The sequence below is a fragment of the Lunatibacter salilacus genome (assembly GCF_009797935.1).
GTDB classification, from domain to species: Bacteria; Bacteroidota; Bacteroidia; order Cytophagales; family Cyclobacteriaceae; genus Lunatibacter; species Lunatibacter salilacus.
This window is the reverse complement of sequence record NZ_VOLC01000028.1, coordinates 20430-40352: the sequence shown is the minus strand read 5'-3', so window position 1 is coordinate 40352 and position 19923 is coordinate 20430. Positions and strand designations below refer to the sequence as shown.

Sequence of the window (19923 nt, the reverse complement as noted above, 5' to 3'; positions counted from 1 at the left end):
CTAAAGTTACCTATATGAAAAAAAATAAGTTTGCCGAGACCTTCCTATCAACAGATGGATTTTTCAGGCTAGTAGTGCTAATCCTGCTGATTTGTGCGGGTCTAATTGGACATGTGTATGCGGATCCACCAAAAAACCCGATCAAAGTATTGATGGTTGGCGGTGGAGAATCGCATGATTTCGATACTTGGTATAAGGGCAGGGATGTGGAGATCTTACGAAAGAAGAACTTCGCAGATGTTACTTACACCGATGATACCGATTCGGTCTTGGATCAATTGGAGGATATCGACGTGCTTTACCTGACCAACAATCAACCTTTTAAAGACCCTAAAACCCGCGAAGCTATTATGGCGTTTGCGGACAGCGGTAAAGGGCTTGTTTTGGGTCATGCTGCCCTTTGGTATAACTGGGCGGATTGGCCAGAGTATAATCTAAATATAGTCAGCGGGGGATCTAGAGGCCATGATCGGTATGGGGAGTTCGAAGTGACTGTCACAGACAAAAAGCACCCGGTAATGAAAGGAGTTCCCGCAAAATTCACGCTGAAGGATGAATTGTATTACTATAAAGTGGACCCAAAAGGTCCCGGAATCCAAGTGTTGGCCACCGCTAAAAGTGACAAACCGGATACTTACCCTTCGGTTTTTGTAGTCAATCACCCAAAGACAAAGATAGTGGGAATTGCATTGGGTCACGATGGAGAGTCCCATGACTTGGATGCCTATCATAAACTGCTTACGAACGCAATCCGATGGGTTGCTAAATAAATAATCCGCATACTAAAAAATTCAGCTAAAAAATGAGTCAAAAAAAATTCACTGTTGTCATTGTTGGGATGGGATTCGGAAAAGAGTTTATCCCTATTTATCAAAGTCACCCCAATATCAAAGAGGTCGGCATTTGTACCCGAAATCAGAAAACCCTCGATGAGTTGGCTACGAAATTCAACTTAAACAGGGACCTTTGCTTTACCAATTTTGAAGACGTGCCTAAGAGAGAGGATGTGGATGCCATCCATATAGTTACGCCTGTGCCGGAGCACGCCAAAATGACTATTGCTTCGCTTAACGGCAACAAGCATACTGCCTGCACCATCCCCATGGCCATGACTGTGGAAGATTGTAAGGCCATCGTGGAAGCCAAAAAGAAAGCCAACAAAGTCTATATGATGATGGAGACGGCTCTTTATACCCGGGAATTCCTTTATGGACTTAAACTGGCGGAAAGCGGTGAATTGGGTAAGATTCAGTTTGTCCGCGGCTCCCACATCCAAGATATGAGTATGGAAGGCTGGGCGGAATATTGGAAAGGCTTCCCTCCTATGCTAAACGGCACCCACGCTATATCTCCCCTATTACGAATCAACAATACGATTGCGGAAACGGTGGTTTGCCATGGGTCAGGTAGGCTATCCGAAGATCTAGCCAAACGATACGGATCACCCTTTGCGGTTGAAACGGCTACGTTTACCCTTAAAGATTCTGATGTTGTGGCAGAAGCTACCCGCTCTCTTTTTGACGTGGTGAGGCAATATAGAGAATCCTATGACGTGTATGGTACCAAGATGTCTTTCGAATGGGAACAATTGGAGGATGAAAGTCATGTGATATTTGACGGGGGGGAAAACGCCCGCAGGATCGACGTTCCGGATACGGATGAACTGTTGATAGAGCCGATAAAACACTTTACTAAAAGAGAAAAAATAGACGACCCCAACCATGTATCTTTCCTACAGGGTGCCGGACATGGCGGATCACATCCACACCTGGTCCAGGAGTTTGTAGCTGCCATGGTCGAGGGACGGGATTCTGCCGTAGATGCCGTCAAAGCCGCAAACTACACCTGTGCGGGGATCTGCGCCCATGAATCCGCTATGAAAGGCGGAGAAAGGATTACCATTCCTGTATTTGATTAACAGAAGAAGTATGGAGTAATTATCTATTTGCATGGGTATCGGCTTTCGATACCCATGAGAACCCAACTTATCCGATACAGTTTGATAAAAGTACTTTTGCTTGTATGCTCCTGCGTCTTCGCCCAGACCCAGGTAGATCTGTCCAAGGTTGATAAAAACGGAAAGGCCAAGGCCAAACTAGAGCAAGAATACCTAGAAGTTACCTGGCCGATAGAAAACTATCAACAGGGCAAACTCCAGATCAATTTGGATCAGGATAAACCTTTTTTTAAAAGCATGGAAGTGTGGGACGTAGCCGCTAACGGCGGATTTACCCAGCAAGTTTAGTTAGAGTAGCCTTAAAAAAATAATGGAATAAAAGCCTTTTTCAAATTGGATTACATTGGACCTGGAAGCCGATGCCAAGCCGCAGGTTCCATGGGGCATTAGATTTCGTTTGGGGATGTTTGTCAAAGGGCCCGGACAAGTTGGGGAGTGGAGACGCATATCACCAATTGAAGTTGGTGTATTTTTGCCCGCATACGATCATTTTTGTTCGGGAGTTTTTGATTGCAAATTGAAAAATGGGCTCTAAACGAAGATTTAACCTTATTTTCACTGGCATGAATATCGCAAACTAAGATTAAGACATCCTGCTTTATTATTTCTTGAAGAATGAAAATGGAGGTACCTGACTTGGTCGATGATCATTAATAAACTCAATTATGCTAAAGAACTATTTTAAAATCGCCTTCCGGTATTTTTTGCAGACTAAAATAAGCTCAGCGATACATATAGGTGGGCTGTCTGTCGCCATGGCAGCAGCCGTTCTTATTCTGCTTTGGAGTCAAAATGAGCTGCGCTTCGACGACTATTATCCGGAAGCGGACCGGATTTATTTGAGAGCTGATTATGATACGATTAAAGCCGAATATCTTTTTGGGGGCACTTCGTCATACCCAACATTAGAGGCCATTCAGGAGAAGGTACCTGAAATAGAACAAATGGCGATGGCAGGTTACAGTTTAGGGCGGAAAATATTAGAAATCAATGGCCACCAATTCAAGGAAACAAATGCCCTCATTGTAGGCGAGGACTGGGTACACATGTTCGATTATAAAGTTCACCGGGGAAGCTTGGATTATTTTTTCAACAATCCCCGTTCGGTTATCCTAACCCGTACCAAGGCTGCAAAATACTTTGGCGACAGTCCTCCTTTAGAGCAGTCTCTCTATATTGATTCAGTTGCCTATGACGTAGCCGCAATTATTGAAGACATTCCGGCCAACTCCTCCTTTCAGCAGGACATCCTGATTTCAAATTCCCTTTACGATGAAAGACCTGCGGATGCAGGGGACAAAAAATCTTGGGGAATGTATTCTCAAATACTTTTTTTAAAACTCTTCGAAGGTGCATCTGTCAAAGAAGCCGAAGAAAAAATTGATGAAATCATAAAAAGTAATAGGCCACCATGGATGGCTGATTCACCCAGGAGAACCCGATTAATTGCCCTTACGGATTTACATTTTGAAACTGGCCTTCTTGATCAGGTTATTCCGCATGGAAACACCCTTAACCTTTGGGTCTTTTCAATTCTTGCTATAATACTGCTTGCGGTAGCCAGCGTCAATTTCGTCAACCTGTCCATTGCGAGGATCGGTACCCGTATAAAGGAAATCGGGATTCGGAAAATTGTGGGTGCGTCAAAATATCATTTATTTATTCAGGTAATGGTGGAAACCTTCCTTTCCATCATACTGGCAGCAGGTGTAACCTTGTTGTTGGTTTTTTTGATACTTCCTGATTTCAATGTATTTGCAGAAAGAAACCTTGTACTCAACCTGATGAATCCTCAAATTTTATTGTTAATTTTTGGGATTGTTGCGCTGGTTTTTATTATGACCAGCCTTTATCCAGCTATGGTTTTGGCTACATTAAAACCTATAGGTTTGTTAAAAAACCAGGTGTTGGCAGGAGTTAGTCGTCAGGGATTCAGAAAGGTGTTGGTAACCGGCCAACTCGTTTTTACCGTTGTGCTGCTTGTGGGAATTGTTACGATCTATTATCAATTTGCTTTTATTCAGCAGCAAACAGAGAGTTACCAAAAGGAACAGGTGTTTAGGTTACATGTCCCTTTGCCTTTGGGATTTGGATTTGGTGATGTAGAGGCACAGGAACGCCATAGAACCCGGGTTAACAGTATTAAAACCAGTTTACTTGCAAGTAGTGCCATCCAGTCTGTCTCCCAAGTAAATGGCGCATCAATTCTGGATGACAAAAGGAAACGACCTGTCAGTATTTCCTGGTCAGGTTACCCAGACCAAAAAGAACCTTTGGATGCTGTCATGATTTGGGCGGATGAAGATTATGCTGAATTGGCAAACCTAACCCTGGTTTCGGGTCGGTGGTTTCAAGCGGAAAATACTGCGGACATCAACAACCTGATAATTAATGAAACCGCTGTTAAAATTTTTGAGCTTCAGGAACCTGTAGTGGGGACCTCATTTTCTACTAGGTCGTCACAGACAGGTTGGGAGCAAAATGGCACTATCATTGGCGTGGTTAAGGACTATCACCACAAGAGTTTACATGAAAAAATTGATCCGATTGTGTTTAGTATTGACCAATTTGGGGCTTCTTCTTATTTGGTTAAGGTGAACGCGGGAAATGCAACTCAAGCAGTGGACCATGCCAAAAACGTATGGAATGAATTTACCCCTGAACATCCCTTTGAATATTCTTTTTCGGATGAGGAATTTGACAGGCTGTACAAGGATGACCGCAGGGCGTTGACATTGAGTGTGGCATTTGGTGGCTTAAGCATTTTGCTCTCCAGCCTGGGTCTATTAGGAATGATAACGGTATCAGTCCAACAGCGGACCAAGGAAATAGGAATCCGCAAAGTGATGGGTGCCAATGTCACCGTTATCTTGGCGCTTCTCAGTAAAGATTTTGTGAAATTGACACTGATTGCATTTGTTTTAGCTACACCTATTGCTTGGTATGCCATGAACCTTTGGCTGGAAAACTTTGCCTATAGAATTGACATGGGCTGGTGGATATTTGCGGGTGCGGCAGTGATTACGCTGTTAATCGCCGTCCTCACAATAAGCTCCCAAGCCCTAAACGCCGCCCTAAAAAATCCTGTTGAGTCTTTACGCACCGAGTAGGTGCGTAAAGACGAAATCCTGACCTTAATATCAGGGTTGAATCACTTCGCACCGAGTAGGTGCGAAGTGATGAAAACCTGAGGAACTCAGGATTGAGGCTCACGGAACAAAGTGGAAGAGTCGCTGTGCAATCCGTTTTAGTTCTGTTTTCATTTTAAAACTTATATGCCTCGTATGTTTCATCTTTTTTTCTGCTTTTTGACTACAAGATTTTAGATTGACTTGTCAGCAAAAAAAAGAACTTAACTGTTATCTGATTTTATATGAATTGTTTGTAATTTAGGGAGGCAAATGCCATTTTTCCATGTCCAAATTTTTAAAAACCTCCTCCTATTTTCCGTTACAGGTCAGCATCGATGACCGGGAATCGGTTGCGTTGGAGGACGAGTTTCGGAAGTTGGGGAATATGATTGTTTGCCGACAACGCATGGATGTCGGCGATTATCTGTTGGACAGTGATTTGTTGGTGGAAAGAAAGACCATTCCCGACTTCTGCCATTCAATCAAAGACGGACGACTTTTCAAACAGGCAAAATTGCTCGCAACATCCCCTATTCCAGCAATCTATATTTTGGAAGGAAGGAACCGTCAGTTTAAGGATACGGATTTTACCCGACAGGCCATACAGGGAATTTTAATTTCCCTCTCCCTTGCCTTCAGGCTTCCCATAATCAAAACGAAAAATTATCCGGAGTCCGTCCAGGTGATGTTGCAGTGCTTCAAACAACTTACCAAAGACAGGTTGGAGGAACAGCGGTTTTTTCCTCAGTCATATACTAAAAAACAACCTCCTTTACATATCCAAAGGGTGCAAATCCTAAAAGGCTTTCCCGGTGTTGGCGTGGATAGGGCGGAGAGGATGTTGGCAAAGTTCGATAGTCTTTACGCTGTATTTACAGCGGAGAACGAGGCATTGTTGAATGTGCCTGGATTAGGAAAAAAGACCGTTGATAGGTTTCTTGAAATTTTGAGGAAATAGAAGGGGAGTATATTTTGAAAGTGTTAATTAGGTACCTGAGTTTTTTAGGAAAAAAATTCAAAAAATTTTATTTTTTTAGAATTAAATAAATCTGCAACGCACTAGATTTTGATCGGACATGACGGTTGACCAGAAAACACTTCTAGAACGTATAACGATCAAGCCTGGCTTAATGGGAGGAAGACCAACCGTAAGAGGTTTAAGATTCCCGGTTGGCGATGTATTGGAACTGCTTGCCAGTGGGCTTTCGGAAAAGGAGATATTGGAGGAACATCCTGTTCTCGAAAAAGAGGACATCAAGGCGGCACTGTTATATGCGTCGTTAAGACTCAAAAACACAGCAGTAATCAAAGATTGGGAAAGTCTTTACCAAGCGAAAGATAAATTAGAAAAGACAACTGCAAAAATACGTCTTGCCGATATGATTGGAGCCGCAAAGGGCAACTATAATTCCATTGGAGAAATCGATGATCATATAAATAAACTCCGAGATGAATGGGAGTAATCCTGAAAGAGCTACAACGGCTTAAAAAATCTCAGGTATATTTTGATGCAAACATTTTCATTTACGCATTGGAAGGAATAGACCCCTTTTGTAAAGAACTTGAAGACGTTTTTGAAAGTGTTGATAAGGGTAACCTTTCCGCTTTGACTTCGGAGCTTAGCCTTGCAGAATGCCTTGTTAAACCAATAATTGTTAAGGATTTGAAGGCGCAAGAAATGTTTGACAAGACATTAACTGATTCGAACACTTTTAAGCAATTCCTGTAAGTAGGCAGATATTAAAGGACGCTGCACATTTACGGGCTAGTTTCAAAGGTATACGTCTACCCGATGCCATTCATTTAGCCACCGCGCAATCTGCACCAGATATTGCATTTCTCACAAATGATTCTCGACTTAGAGTGGTTTCGAACTTTCAATTCTTGATTTTAAAAGACTTAGTACCGTATTAACGAGATCTAAAGCTAAAATTCAGCATCGTAGGGAAAAGTCGTGGTAAAATTAACTGAAAACATTTTTATTTACATCAAAAACCCATTTTCTACCGGATAGGGTTCTGGTATATTTTCATCGCCAATCATCTCTCTGAGGTCTATTTCGATGGCCCGGGTAATGGAACTAATAGGCACGTCGTTATAAGCCGCCTCAAAGGGGTTTTCTGAATAATCCCCGATCCGGTCCATCAGAAAAAAAATCCATATAATCAGTCCCGAAAACGGTATAGTCAGCCAGATATGGAGCACGGAGGATGTCTGAAATATATTGAGTAAGCCAAAAGGGATCAACGCACAGAATACATAATTCATCCACAACGCTGTGGAAGCGTATTGTCTGGGTAAAGGAAAATTTTTGATCCGCTCACACATGCCCTGATTGTCGTAAAGTTTGCCAATGATCTGATGGAGCCAGACGTGCTTGAAATCAGAAATCAGCCCTTCTGCTTCGAGCAATTGGATGGCCTCTGCCTGTTTTTTAAGCAATTGGGAAGGTATATTGCTTTTGGTTTTATAAAATTCGTATTCTTCAGCAGAGATATATTGTAAAATCTCATTATCAATCCCCTCTTTGTAGTCCTCACAAAAGGAGGGTGCAAATCCCAGTTTGGTAGGATCCTCGTTATGTTCCCAAGTACGTTTTTTTCTTAGCACATTTTGAAGTGCTAAGAGCCATGCAAGATGCCGTCTTATCAGTTCCTTTTGGATTTTTACTACCTTTTCAGTAGGGTTGGTTTTCATCAGTGTCAAAATTGCCGTTGCGAAAGTTCGGCTGTCATTGACAATGGCTCCCCAGATCTTCCGGGCTTCCCACATTCGGTCATAGGAACTGTTGTTTTTGAAACCCAAATAGAAAGCAACTGCAATACCGATCACACTGATTGGCTCCCAGGGTAGGGTAAATTCCAAATCAGTCAACTCATAAATTAGGGTAACCGATGAAGCGTATAGCAGTCCATAATAAAGTGATTTCCTGGACCAGCGTATGGTCATCCACAAACTATAATGTCTTTTTACATACATAGGTTAGGCACTAAGAAAATTCAATAACGAGTTAAATCTTAAATTTATATAATTTATCCGGGATTATGTCAGGTGTCGAAAGAATCATTTGTAGGAATATAGTGAAGAATGACTTCCGATATTGAACATCCATACATCGAAGAAGAGGATATTCAGGCGTACTTGATCTATATATCCCGTAGGTGCCCTTACTTTGTTACAGAATAAATGAAAATCTACCCTTACTTTATTACAAAATATTCCGATATTTACCCTTACTTTGTTACAAATATTTGCTAATATTACCCTTACTTTGTTACAAATAATATAGGATGGGATTTAAAAGACAGGCATTCAGTTATTTGATTCAATGGAAAAACAGCATTGACAAAAGAAAACCCCTAATTATCAGGGGAGCAAGGCAAGTAGGGAAAACTACATTGGTAAAGGATTTTGCCAAAACTTACGAGCATTCTATTCTTCTAAATTTAGAAAAGACTCTTGATCGTGCATTTTTTGAAGATCTTGAAGACGTCCACAGTATTGCCGAGGCATTATTCCTTTCAAATAATATTCGATCCGAAAAAACGGGTGAAACGTTGCTGTTTTTGGATGAAATCCAAGAGTCACCCAAGGCCATTCATCTGCTCCGTTATTTTTATGAAGAAATCCCTCAACTTCATGTAATTGCGGCGGGTTCGTTGCTAGAGTTTGCCTTAAAAGATGTTAGGAGCTTTCCAGTTGGCCGAGTCCAATTTTTATACCTACACCCGTTAAATTTTTTAGAATATTTGGAGGCTGTCGGAAATAAGGCAGCAATAGAACGCACTAATGAAATCCCAATAAAAAAATCTGTCCATAAGGTCTTGATGGGATTATTTCATCGGTATGCGATAATCGGCGGTATGCCTGAGATCATTCGAACTGAATTGTCAAAAAACAATCTGGCAGATCTTCCTCAGATTTATGAAAGCATTTGGGGAACCTACAAAAGTGATATAGAGAAATATGCGGGGAACGACAACGAAAGAAAAATCATCAGACATCTCATGGAAACCGCACCGTTGGCTTTAGACCAAAGAATAAAATTCCAAGGTTTTGGAAACTCAAACTATCGATCTCGGGAAGTAGGGGAATGTTTCCGCAGCTTGGAACATGCACGGATATTGAGGCTTATTTATCCGACCAAAGATTTAAAGCCACCAGTACAAGCTGATATAAAAAAGGCCCCAAGAGTACAGATGTTGGATACTGGTCTTGTTAATTATACCCTAGGCATTCAGGGCCAACTTCTCGGTATGGAGGATTTTGGCAGCGCATATAAAGGGTCACTTATTCCCCATCTAGTTACCCAAGAATTGATTTCGTTGCAGGTCTACTCCGACCAGAAACCAAATTTTTGGGTACGTGAAAAAAATCAGTCCAGTGCCGAAGTAGATCTCGTTTATGTCTGGCAGGACAAAATCATCCCCATTGAAATCAAATCAGGTGCGACTGGTTCATTGAGATCCTTACACCAATTTGTGGAAATAGCAGATCATCCATATGCAGTGCGGATCTATGGAGGGATATTCCAGGTGGAAAAAACCCAGACACCCCAAGGAAAGCCATATTTGTTAATGAATTTGCCTTACTATTTGGGCACAAAGATCAGGGAGAATATTGAGTGGTTTATTAAAAACCATTAAAAGTTCCTCCCCATAGTTAATGGATTTCTTTGGCTATTTCTACTTTTTATTGTGGTTCATCCTCAATGTAGTAGATTTTCTTTTCCATGGGATGATTATAAATATCAATTCCCGCCAAGGAGTAATTGAATGCCAATACCTGAAAATACCTAGTGATATTTTCCTCAAAAGTTGAATTTACCGCCTGCTCGACCAGCATTTCCATACCCTTCTCTTCGTCTATGTAGTAAATCGGTATTTTAGATTTGGCCTTTATTTTGGAAAAGTTACAATTTCCGGATTTTTAAATCGAAATACTTGCCTAATAGGTCGCAGTCTGAGTCATCATATATTTTCGAAGGTGATCACTCACATTTCCCCCATTTGTCGAAAATCACCTACCCAAGAATCCTTTTCACGAAGCGATAAAAGCTGCTTCTTTTTCAATGAAGCCACATATTGCTCCAATGCTTCGTGAACAACGTCCTTCTTTGTTTTCAACTTGCTGATATTTAACGCCTACTCTACAAGTTCATCATCCAATTCAATATTCGTACGCATACTTAGATAATATTAGATGTGTGAAGATACATCAAAGTTATACACATTTCAAATATGGTTTGACTACTGTGTAGAAGGCGACTTTCTATTATTTTTGCGAATTCAATCGCAAATTTCATATTAATTTTGCGATCGTATTCGCGATTTTAATAGTTGATAGGGAAATCACATTTAAAATATTGCAGCATCTTGATTATGGAAAGGCACTTATTTTTTTGCCCGCTTGCGACCGCTTATGTACGAAAACACGAGCCATTGACTCCACTTTCTCCTTCATTGGCGGTTTTTACGTACATTTTTAGTGGTATAGAAGTAGATAGGTAATACGAAATAAGGCTTACTATCTCTTCATCCGTATTATTGCCACTGTATCTGCAAATGCCTCTCAAAATAAAATGGCTTGTGGGAATTCGGTGAAAGAGGTAAAAAAGATAAGCATTTACTGAACGAGAACAAGTATTTACCATGATAAAGAACTACTTTAAAATAGCACTTAGAAACCTGCTTCGCAACAAAGCCTTTACGGCCATCAATATACTTGGGCTGGCAATCGGAATCGCCACTTGCCTGCTGATTATGGCTTCTGTTCAAAGCGATCTGGTATTTGACCGTTTCCATGAAAATGCAGACCGGATTGTACGGGTGGTGTTTCGGGGATCAGTCCAAGGGGGGTTGATAAATGAAGCGCATGTAATGCCCCCAGTTGCAGACGCGCTTATGGCAGACTATCCGGAGGTAGAACAAGCTACCCGTATTCGGCTGATGGGATATCCGAAAATCACCTACAGCGGCCAAGCATTCCGAAATAAATCGTCCGCTTTTGTTGATGCCAATTTTTTTCAGGTTTTTACCTTTCCTTTTATTGCAGGAGATCCAACAAACGCATTGGGAGAACCCAATTCGATTGTCATCTCCGCCACCACAGCCCAAACCTTATTTAAAAATGAAGATGCGCTTGGGAAAGAGCTTTGGATGAATGACGGCATGGACAGGTTTATCGTGACGGGAGTGATGGAAGATATGCCTGTAAACTCCCATTTTCATTTTGATCTCTTGGCTTCCATGGCAACCTTTCCAGAATCGAAAAATCCTTCTTGGATGGTTTCAGAGTATTACACCTATCTGTTATTGCAGTCTGGTTATGATTACCAAAACTTGGAAGCAAAACTTCCAGAAGTAGCTGAAAAATACATGGGACCGCAGCTGCAAGAGGCTATGGGAATCAGTTTTGACCAATTCAAGCAGGCGGGAAACAATATAGGAATCTTCCTCCAACCTCTTTCCTCGATTTATTTACATTCTGATATGATGGGGGAATTGGGACCTGGTGGGGATATCCGTTTCCTCTATATTTTCGGAGCCATTGCTCTTTTTATGATATTGATAGCCAGTATCAATTTTATAAACCTCTCTACGGCCAGTGCCAGCAAAAGAGCCAGGGAAGTGGGGGTCCGTAAAGTACTGGGTTCGGATCAACGACAACTTGTTTGGCAGTTTTTGACGGAATATACACTATTGAGCCTCTTTGCCTTATTGATTGCAATGGTGCTGGTTAAATTAATGTTGCCAATTTTTAATGAACTTGCGGATAAAGAAATCTCTATTCATTATTTTTCCAACCTTTGGACTCTACCTTCCCTGCTATCATTCGGTCTGTTGGTTGGAATAGTTGCCGGAATTTATCCGGCATTTTTCCTATCCTCCTTCAAACCTATTTCCGTATTGAAAGGGTCCCTTTTTCCCAGCTTAAAGGGCAAAAGATCGCTTAGTTTGCGGAGTGGGCTGGTAGTCTTTCAGTTTACCGTGTCAGTAGTCCTAATTATCGGAACGATTGTCGTTTACAGTCAACTGGAATATATACATAACAAAGACCTCGGCTACGACAAAGAGCAGGTTTTGATTCTCCCCAACACTAGGCAGTTGGGTAATAATGCGGAGGTGTTTCGGCAACGGTTACTTCAAGATTCCAGAGTCGAAAATGTAAGCATTTCCGGATATCTCCCTTCTGGGCTGACCAACAACAACAACTTCTTTTTGTATCCGGAAGAAGACGTCAGCAAGCAGATAAAAACACTGAGATACGATGTGGATAACGAATACATCCCGACAATGGGGATGGAAATGGTAGCAGGTAGAAATTTCGCCGATGAATTTGGATCCGATCTGACCTCCATTATCTTGAATGAAACCGCGGCCTTGGCATTAAATTGGGAAAATGAGGCCTTGGGAAAAACGCTAACCCGCACCGATAAGGACGGAAATATAAAATCCTATCAGGTTATTGGCATTGTAAAGGATTTCCATTTTCGATCTTTGCACGAGCGTATCTTTCCGCTGGTCATGGTGAAAGGCAATACTGACGGTGCCGTGATCGCTAAGATTAATACAGATGATGTAAGCGGCCTGTTGGAAGAGATCAAATTAAAGTGGACTGTACTTGCGTCAGACGAGCCTTTTATGTATTCCTTTTTGGACGATCGCTTTTACCAAGCCTATGAAACTGAGCGAAGAATGGGGTACATCCTGTCCGTGTTTGCTGGGCTTATCATTTTTGTCGCCTGCCTTGGGTTATTTGGTCTAGCTATGTTTACCGCAAAACATCGGAATAAAGAAATTGGAATCAGAAAAGTTCTTGGGGCGGACATATCAACTATCGTGGCCATGCTTTCAAAAGATTTTCTAAAGTTGGTGGTTGTTTCGGCACTTGTTGCCTCCCCTATAGCCTGGTGGCTAATGAGTCAATGGTTGGAAAGCTTTGCCTACCGCATAAATATATCCATCTGGACTTACCTGGCTGCGGGAGCAATCGTGATTGTCGTGGCTTGGCTAGCTGTTGGCTACGAAGCCATCAAAGCCGCACTTATGAATCCTGTTGAGTCTCTACGTACCGAATAGGTGTGTAGAGACGAAATCCTGAGCGAGACCAGACCTTCAAGGTGTTCGAAACCTTGAAGGCCTAAAGGCAGCGATAAGTCAAAGGTCCCCATTACCCTGCAAAGTCCGTGAACATGATCTTGGCTGACGAAGGATTGAATGGCAATTTGGTAAGAGACTTACGAGAACCAATTGCGCCTTTCATTCATCTGTGAAAACGGTTAAATGTTAGAATTCCCAACTTTTTCTGTTATCTTTCTTCCATATTACAATCAGTTTTGAAACGATACTTCACTAATTCCTTTAAGTCAAACCTCGCTAGGATTTTCCTCTTTTTGGCGATCGTAAAAGGTATTGACTTTGGGTTGTTGAATGTTGACTTTTTTTGTACAGGTGATTTACCTTGGAAGCCCAATACCGAATACTTTCAGGAAACGGAATTGTTTAAGGATATTCATATCCCGAACTTCGATGTTTTTGATGTTGCTGGGCTAGATAAAACACCAATCCCTCATCCCGGCATATCGGGTGTTTTTCTCAATAAACATAGATTTTTCGTTTATAACCAAAAGTTAGCTAACCAAGAAAATCTATCTTTTTCATCCATTGCCTTTTTTCTTGTTACCTCAAAATCCAACATCCCTCATCTTAATCTTGACGACGAAGACCATCTTGCTTTCAGCCTGATGTAGTTTAATTTAGTAAAACCGATTACTTAACAGGAAAACTTCTTGGTTTAATGGATATGCACATCCCTGAAAAGGGTTTGAGTAAATCTATTTATGCGGTTTTCATAAACTACATCCCAATTTCTTTACTCCTCCAATATGACAGGGGCTGGATTTCCTGTCTTCTTTAACCTCACGAATAGTGTAAAAATGAAAGCATATAAAATTTCAACTTCGATAAATAGATACCTAAATAAACTGAACGGCGATAAGACCCTTTTCGACTTGTGTTCTTTCGAGTCTGCTTTGCAAGAAATAGATAAAGTGGGGCAAATGCTGGAAAGAATGACCTATAAGGAGCTAAAAAAACATTGCATGAACTTGAAAAAGGCGGCAAAGGATGACAATCATGAGAATTATAATCTACCGGATATATACGCGGCGGTGAAGGAAGTCATCAAAAGGAAATTGAAAGTCACCCCTTTTGAAGTACAGCTAATCGGAGCTATAGCCCTTCATCAGGGAAAAGTAATAGAGATGCAAACGGGAGAAGGCAAAACCCTCACTGCGGTTCTTCCGGCCATCTTAAATGCACTGACTGAAAAGGGTGTTCATATTCTTACTTACAACGATTACCTGGCAAAGCGGGACGCCAACTGGATGCGTCCGGTATATGAGTTTTTTGGATTAACAGTGGGATTTGTGGTCGATGGAATGAAGCCAAAAGAAAAAGCCCCAGCCTATCAAGCCGACATCACCTACGCTACCGCTAAGGAAGTTGGTTTTGACTATCTTCGTGACTGCATGACTTATCATCCCGATGAATTGGTGATGCGGGAATTTCACTTTGCCATTGTGGATGAGGCCGATGCGCTGCTGATAGACGAAGCACGAAATCCCTTGGTTCTGGCTGGGGAATTTGGGCAATCGACCTTGGATCATTACGAAGTTGCTCAATTCGTCTCAGGAATGATGTCCGGGATTGATTTTTCCTTAGATGAATACAGCCGAAATGTTTACTTAACACAACGGGGAATAGAAAAAGCAGAAGAATATTATGGCCTTAAAAACCTCTTTGAAGATGCCAATATATTGATCCATTCTGCTATCAACCTGGCCTTACAGGCTCGGGTATTATTACACAGGGATGTGGATTATATCATTAAGGATTCACGAATTTTACTCGTGGATGAGCTTACCGGAAGGGTGGTTGAAGATAGAAAATGGCAAAATGGACTTCAAACTGCCGTTGAAGCTAAGGAGCAGCTTCCCATACAGTCCGAAGGTAATATCTTGGGATCAATTACTATACAACATTTGATGAACCTGTATCCAAAATTGGCTGGTATGACGGGTACTGCCCAAGAGGCCGTCGAGGAATTCTCGAATTTTTACAACCTCGGCGTGGTTGTAATCCCTCCAAACTTACCCTGTATCCGGAGGGATTTGGAAGATCTGATATTCTCATCAAAGGCTGCAAAACTTCAGGCATTGATTGCGGAAATCAAGGCCGTCCACAAACTGAGAAGACCAATTCTAATCGGGACATTTACGGTAAAGGAATCCGAGGAACTTCATCTGGAGTTGTCCAGACTAAATCTTCAAAGCGTTGTTTTAAATGCAAAAAACGATGCTGTAGAAGCCAACCTTGTCGCAAACGCAGGAAAATTGGATGCCATTACGATTTCAACAAATCTGGCTGGCCGGGGTACTGACATTATGCTTGGGGGAAAGGATGTAGATGAGAGAACACAAGTTGTCAAATTGGGAGGCCTGCATGTCATTGGAACTAACCGCCATGAAAGTGTCCGTATCGATAATCAGCTAAGGGGTCGGGCTGGAAGGCAGGGAGATCCGGGTTCCTCGCAGTTTATCGTCAGCTTGGAAGATGATCTGATGGTAAAATACAAGCTCCAAGAGCTATTGCCCAAAAAATACAGGAATGTAAACCAAAATTCCGCACTGGTCCAACGGACTTTCAACAGCACCATTGCACAGGCTCAGCGGATTATCTCAGCCCAGATGTACGAGATCCGGCACACATTGTATAATTATTCATCCTTTATAGAAATCCAACGGAAAATAGTAATTAACCACCGAAACGAGGCTTTTTACAATTATCTACCCGAAAATGGTAGCCATAAAAATAAATGGCAATCCGTCCTACGGGAATTTATACTTTACCAATATGACCTCCATTGGGCTCAGCATTTGGACTTTGTCATGCAGCTACGCCAAGGAATTTACTGGGAACGAATTGGAGGGCAGGATCCATTGAGGATGTTCTTTGAAAAGACGGATATTCATTTCAAACAGATCATGTCATCCATTGATGCCAATTTGAAAACCATGGCCGCTGATCCTCAAAACCTAAATGCTTTGGATCTAAAAAAGCCATCATCCACCTGGACCTATGTGGTCAATGACAATCCTTTTCAAAACCAGATTGGTATATTTCTAAGTGGCAGTGGAAATATGGGATATCAAATTGACTTCTTCACCGTTCCGGTATTATTCTTGATTGGTTTTGTCAAAAGGTTGCTCAGAAAAAACAGGTTGAATTAATTTAAAACCAATCTTTCTTTCAAATCAGAATTCCGGGCTATTGGTCGGGATTCTGATTCTTTGAAAAATAACTAAGACAGATGTTCAATAAAGAAATGGAAAATAAGGATCACTACGGAATTTTGCAGGATAGTGTGGTCCAAGGCCCTTTTACCGCAAAGGCCACCTCCCCGACAACAATTTCTTCAACTTATAAATCAGGACAATATAAAAATACCCACCCGTCGAAGGATCCAAAATCCTGGAATTTGACCCAAGATATTTCGGGTTATCCCGGCTATTCCAGTGATCAGCTTCTAATTGATGCGCTTTATAATATGTCGTTGGAGGAACTGGTGCTTAACACCGAATCTGACGGCACTTTCAGAACAGGTGCCCTTTGGGAAGGTGTGTGGACGAGGGATATCAGCTATAGTATTTTGCTTTCCTTGGCGTTTTTAAATCCAGAAGTATCTAAAACCAGCCTTAGAAAAAAAGTAAAAAATGGAAGGATCATTCAAGATACCGGCACAGGAGGCGCTTACCCCGTTTCCACGGATCGGGTAGTATGGGCTGTTGCAGCTTGGGAAATTTATCTAGTGACAGGGGATAAAGCATGGCTGGAAGAAATATTCCCGATCATTCAAGCTACCCTAGCGGATGACCGGTACAACGCCTTTGATCCGGAAACCGGGTTAATGAAGGGCGAATCATCGTTTTTGGACTGGAGGGAGCAGTCTTATCCTGAATGGATGCAGCCTGCCGACATTTATGAATCCGAATCGCTTGGAACTAATGCAGTTCATTATAAAGCCCATCTGATTCTGTCGGAAATTGGAAAGACACTCGGAGATAGAGAGCTGTTTGAAAACCAAGAAAACCTTGCAGATGCAATCAAAAAAAGCATCAATGATTATCTATGGATTGCCCATAGAGGATACTATGGACAGTACCTATATGGGCGAACGCACAAAAGCCTCTCACTCAGGGCGGAGGCCTTGGGAGAGAGCTTGACTGTCCTTTTTGACGTTGCTGATGGTGAACGGCAGCAGATAGTAGTGACCAATTCCCCAGTGGTAAATTTTGGCATCCCATCCATCTTTCCCCAAATTCCTAAAATACCTTCATACCATAATAATGGAATTTGGCCGTTTGTTCAGGCATTTTGGTCTTTGGCCGCAGCGAAGGTAGGCAACGAAGCCGCATTGACCCAGAGCCTTGATGCTATGTTCCGGGCTGCCGGATTATTCTTAAGCAATAAGGAAAATTTTGATGCCCACACTGGTGATGATGAAGGAACGGTGAAAAATTCAGACAGGCAACTATGGAGTGTTGCGGGCAACCTCGGCATGGTGTATAAGGTGTTTTTTGGGATGGAGTTTTCACCAGACGGGTTGGTTTTCACACCTTTTGTTCCTGAAAAATACGATGGTAACAAGAAGATTTCTGGGTTTGTCTACAGAAATTCCATGCTAGATATTGAGCTTGAGGGATTTGGCAACGAGATAAAATATGTGACGCTGGACGGGGATGTTATTATGGAAGCGAAAATTCCCGGGGATTTAGATGGGCACCATAGTCTTAGGATTTTTTTAACATCAAGCTCGCCAACGCGGCAGCAATTTAACCTGGTGGAGAATGCTTTTTCCCCACACACCCCAATTGTAGACTATCACGATCTCCGCCTTACCTGGGATAAGCAGGAATCCGCCCACTATTATCAAATCTTAGAAAACGGTACACCAATCCAAACGACTGAGGAGTCGCATTGGGATATACCGGATTTAGCTTCCGGTGAATATCAGGTGCTAGCGGTTGGGGAAAATGGGTACTCCTCATTTGCCAGTGAGCCAATTTTTGTTACCTCCTCCCCCTTAATTGAAGTCGATCTGTCTTTGTTTAATGATATGGTCGAGAATGTGTTTCAGGGCTATACCGGAAGAGGGTATATAAATATTAAAGAAAATGTAGAAGTGAAGTTTAACGTTGAAACTTTAGATCCTGGGACATACGCCCTACACGTCCGATACAGCAATGGTAATGGGCCTATCAATACAGACAATAAATGCGCAATGAGGACTTTGTATTTGGAAGGCAAGATAATCGGAACGTTTGTATTCCCCCAGAGGGGTTTAGGCAATTGGGAAGATTGGGGGAAAAGTAATGGGCTGAAAGTAGACCTGGAGAAAGGCAGCAATTCGTTTACCATTTCCTTTGAACCGCATAATCAAAATATGGACGGAGAAATAAATGAGTCGTTACTGGACTCTGTGCACTTGGTGAAAATTAAATGATCATGAGACCAGGGTCGTCTCTTTTTTGAATTGGCTTGGGGTCATCCCGGAGTGTCTTTTAAAAGCAGTATTAAAAGCGGTTTTGGAGCTGAAGCCTGCCTCGAAGGCTATACCTACCATTGAAAGGTGACTAAGGCTGTCATCCATCATCAGTTTTTTAGCCTCCCTAACGCGGTAACCATTGACCAGCTCGAAAAAATTTTTGCCTAGGCAAGTATTGATAGCCTGTGATACTACATAAGGCTTTTCTTCAATTTTATCAGCAATTTCTTTGACTGATAAACCTTCCTCTCGAAATATTTTTTCTGTCTCCATCAGATGATGTACCTTTTTAGCAACAAGTTTTAATTGCTTTGTTTCTTCCTCGGAAATAGGACTTTTGTCCAATTGTGGTGAATCGGGGAGATTTCTCAATTGATAAATCTGAGGCGACAATTTGCCTTTTATTGTAATGAAATATATAAATACTGTGAAAGCAAGGATACTTATCAAACTCGCTGCAGCCCCGTCAAGGAATGAATACCGGCCTGCTACCACGCTTAGAATAAAATCAAAACTCATTATAAATAAAAATCCAAAAAATAATTGATTGACCCATTTTAGCCCAATTTTTTGGGTACTTGATACACTCTGTAAAACTTTGAATCTGTACTGCCTGAATTGATTATAAATGAAAGGTAGATACAGTGCGAAAATTAATATGAACCAGATCTGACTAAGTATGTTTAGGTCCCATGAATCAACTTGTCCATTCAGCCTATGTTTAATAGTAAAATAGGCAATTAGGGTATCAAGAGGAATTAATAGTAAAAATAATAAGTATTTCTTCTGGAGTACTTTCTGATGTAGACTTTGAATATAAAACAGTAAGAATAGAGGAGCGAGTGTTCTAAAAGCATAATATAGCCTCTGAAATGGTGAATCGATTAAATCTAGTACCCTGGGACCAACGTATAAGTATACAAGTGACAACAAAAAAAGACTTAAGATTCGGTTGGATATTTTATGCTGTTGAGGATAATTCCATACAATCACCGCCAAAATAACACCTTGAATTGCACCCAGGTAACTTAAAGTAGGGGCGATATCCTGACTTAAAAATTGATGTAAGCTTGTTGGGTCCATTGGTTTCATTTGATTGCCAAAAGTAGGGTTTTAAAGATAAAGGCTTTGGAGATAAAATCATAAACCAATGATGATTCTACAGTGAAAAATACGGTGTTTGGGGAAAATTTCTCTTTTTTATTCCCGTCATTATAGCTACAAAAA

17 protein-coding genes are annotated in these 19923 nt (G+C 41.5%); 13 read left to right on the top strand and 4 right to left on the bottom strand.

Features of this window, described 5'->3' with window-relative positions; translation table 11 throughout:
• Positions 1-14: 14 nt before the first annotated feature.
• The 8 genes from FQ608_RS25535 to FQ608_RS28180 all read left to right on the top strand — a co-directional run bounded on the left by FQ608_RS25535 (position 15) and on the right by FQ608_RS28180 (position 7002).
• On the top strand, positions 15-770 hold the full coding sequence (locus FQ608_RS25535) for a ThuA domain-containing protein (RefSeq protein ID WP_158861328.1): 756 nt from the start codon (positions 15-17) through the stop codon (positions 768-770).
• Between the two features lie 32 nt (positions 771-802).
• Positions 803-1918, top strand: coding sequence for a Gfo/Idh/MocA family protein (locus FQ608_RS25530; protein ID WP_158861327.1), 1116 nt, complete (start codon positions 803-805; stop codon positions 1916-1918).
• Between the two features lie 54 nt (positions 1919-1972).
• Complete coding sequence (locus FQ608_RS25525; protein ID WP_158861326.1) at positions 1973-2245, top strand: hypothetical protein; 273 nt, start codon at positions 1973-1975, stop codon at positions 2243-2245.
• Between the two features lie 377 nt (positions 2246-2622).
• On the top strand, positions 2623-5067 hold the full coding sequence (locus FQ608_RS25520; RefSeq protein WP_158861325.1) for an FtsX-like permease family protein: 2445 nt from the start codon (positions 2623-2625) through the stop codon (positions 5065-5067).
• Between the two features lie 304 nt (positions 5068-5371).
• A complete protein-coding gene (locus tag FQ608_RS25515; RefSeq protein WP_158861324.1) occupies positions 5372-6046 on the top strand; it encodes an ERCC4 domain-containing protein in 675 nt (224 codons plus the stop codon).
• Positions 6047-6164: 118 nt separating this feature from the next.
• Positions 6165-6551, top strand: a complete 387-nt coding sequence (locus tag FQ608_RS25510; RefSeq protein ID WP_158861323.1) for a DUF433 domain-containing protein — start codon at positions 6165-6167, stop codon at positions 6549-6551.
• Positions 6542-6817 (top strand): type II toxin-antitoxin system VapC family toxin, encoded by a 276-nt coding sequence (locus tag FQ608_RS25505; protein WP_158861322.1) that lies wholly within the window; start codon positions 6542-6544, stop codon positions 6815-6817. The genes FQ608_RS25510 and FQ608_RS25505 overlap by 10 nt, the downstream gene beginning before the upstream one ends.
• Positions 6808-7002 (top strand): PIN domain-containing protein, encoded by a 195-nt coding sequence (locus FQ608_RS28180; RefSeq protein WP_158861346.1) that lies wholly within the window; start codon positions 6808-6810, stop codon positions 7000-7002. Before FQ608_RS25505 ends, FQ608_RS28180 begins: the two co-directional genes overlap by 10 nt.
• Before the next feature lie 69 nt (positions 7003-7071).
• Here FQ608_RS28180 and FQ608_RS25495 read toward each other — a convergent pair whose 3' ends face one another.
• Positions 7072-8067: a bestrophin family protein gene (locus FQ608_RS25495; protein ID WP_158861321.1), complete on the bottom strand. Its 996-nt coding sequence runs from the start codon at positions 8065-8067 to the stop codon at positions 7072-7074.
• A gap of 311 nt (positions 8068-8378) precedes the next feature.
• Between FQ608_RS25495 and FQ608_RS25490 the strand changes: the two genes are divergently transcribed.
• A complete protein-coding gene (locus FQ608_RS25490) occupies positions 8379-9734 on the top strand; it encodes an ATP-binding protein (protein ID WP_158861320.1) in 1356 nt (451 codons plus the stop codon).
• Between the two features lie 46 nt (positions 9735-9780).
• Here the strand turns inward: FQ608_RS25490 and FQ608_RS25485 are convergent, their stop codons facing one another.
• Positions 9781-9939: a hypothetical protein gene (locus FQ608_RS25485; RefSeq protein ID WP_158861319.1), complete on the bottom strand. Its 159-nt coding sequence runs from the start codon at positions 9937-9939 to the stop codon at positions 9781-9783.
• Positions 9940-10082: 143 nt separating this feature from the next.
• Positions 10083-10223, bottom strand: a complete 141-nt coding sequence (locus FQ608_RS25480) for a type II toxin-antitoxin system VapB family antitoxin (protein WP_317168959.1) — start codon at positions 10221-10223, stop codon at positions 10083-10085.
• 516 nt (positions 10224-10739) lie between these two features.
• Between FQ608_RS25480 and FQ608_RS25475 the strand changes: the two genes are divergently transcribed.
• The 4 genes from FQ608_RS25475 to FQ608_RS25460 all read left to right on the top strand — a co-directional run bounded on the left by FQ608_RS25475 (position 10740) and on the right by FQ608_RS25460 (position 18654).
• Positions 10740-13169 carry an ABC transporter permease gene (locus FQ608_RS25475; RefSeq protein WP_158861318.1) on the top strand — a complete coding sequence of 810 codons (2430 nt, stop codon included), beginning with the start codon at positions 10740-10742 and terminating at the stop codon, positions 13167-13169.
• A 257-nt stretch (positions 13170-13426) separates the two neighbouring features.
• Complete coding sequence (locus FQ608_RS25470) at positions 13427-13840, top strand: hypothetical protein (RefSeq protein ID WP_158861317.1); 414 nt, start codon at positions 13427-13429, stop codon at positions 13838-13840.
• A 186-nt stretch (positions 13841-14026) separates the two neighbouring features.
• Positions 14027-16381, top strand: a complete 2355-nt coding sequence (locus FQ608_RS25465) for a preprotein translocase subunit SecA (RefSeq protein ID WP_158861316.1) — start codon at positions 14027-14029, stop codon at positions 16379-16381.
• Between the two features lie 80 nt (positions 16382-16461).
• Positions 16462-18654, top strand: coding sequence for an MGH1-like glycoside hydrolase domain-containing protein (locus FQ608_RS25460; RefSeq protein ID WP_158861315.1), 2193 nt, complete (start codon positions 16462-16464; stop codon positions 18652-18654).
• On the opposite strand, the gene FQ608_RS25455 is transcribed toward FQ608_RS25460, so the two are convergent.
• Positions 18655-19779 (bottom strand): helix-turn-helix domain-containing protein, encoded by a 1125-nt coding sequence (locus FQ608_RS25455; protein WP_158861314.1) that lies wholly within the window; start codon positions 19777-19779, stop codon positions 18655-18657.
• Positions 19780-19923 lie beyond the last annotated feature (144 nt).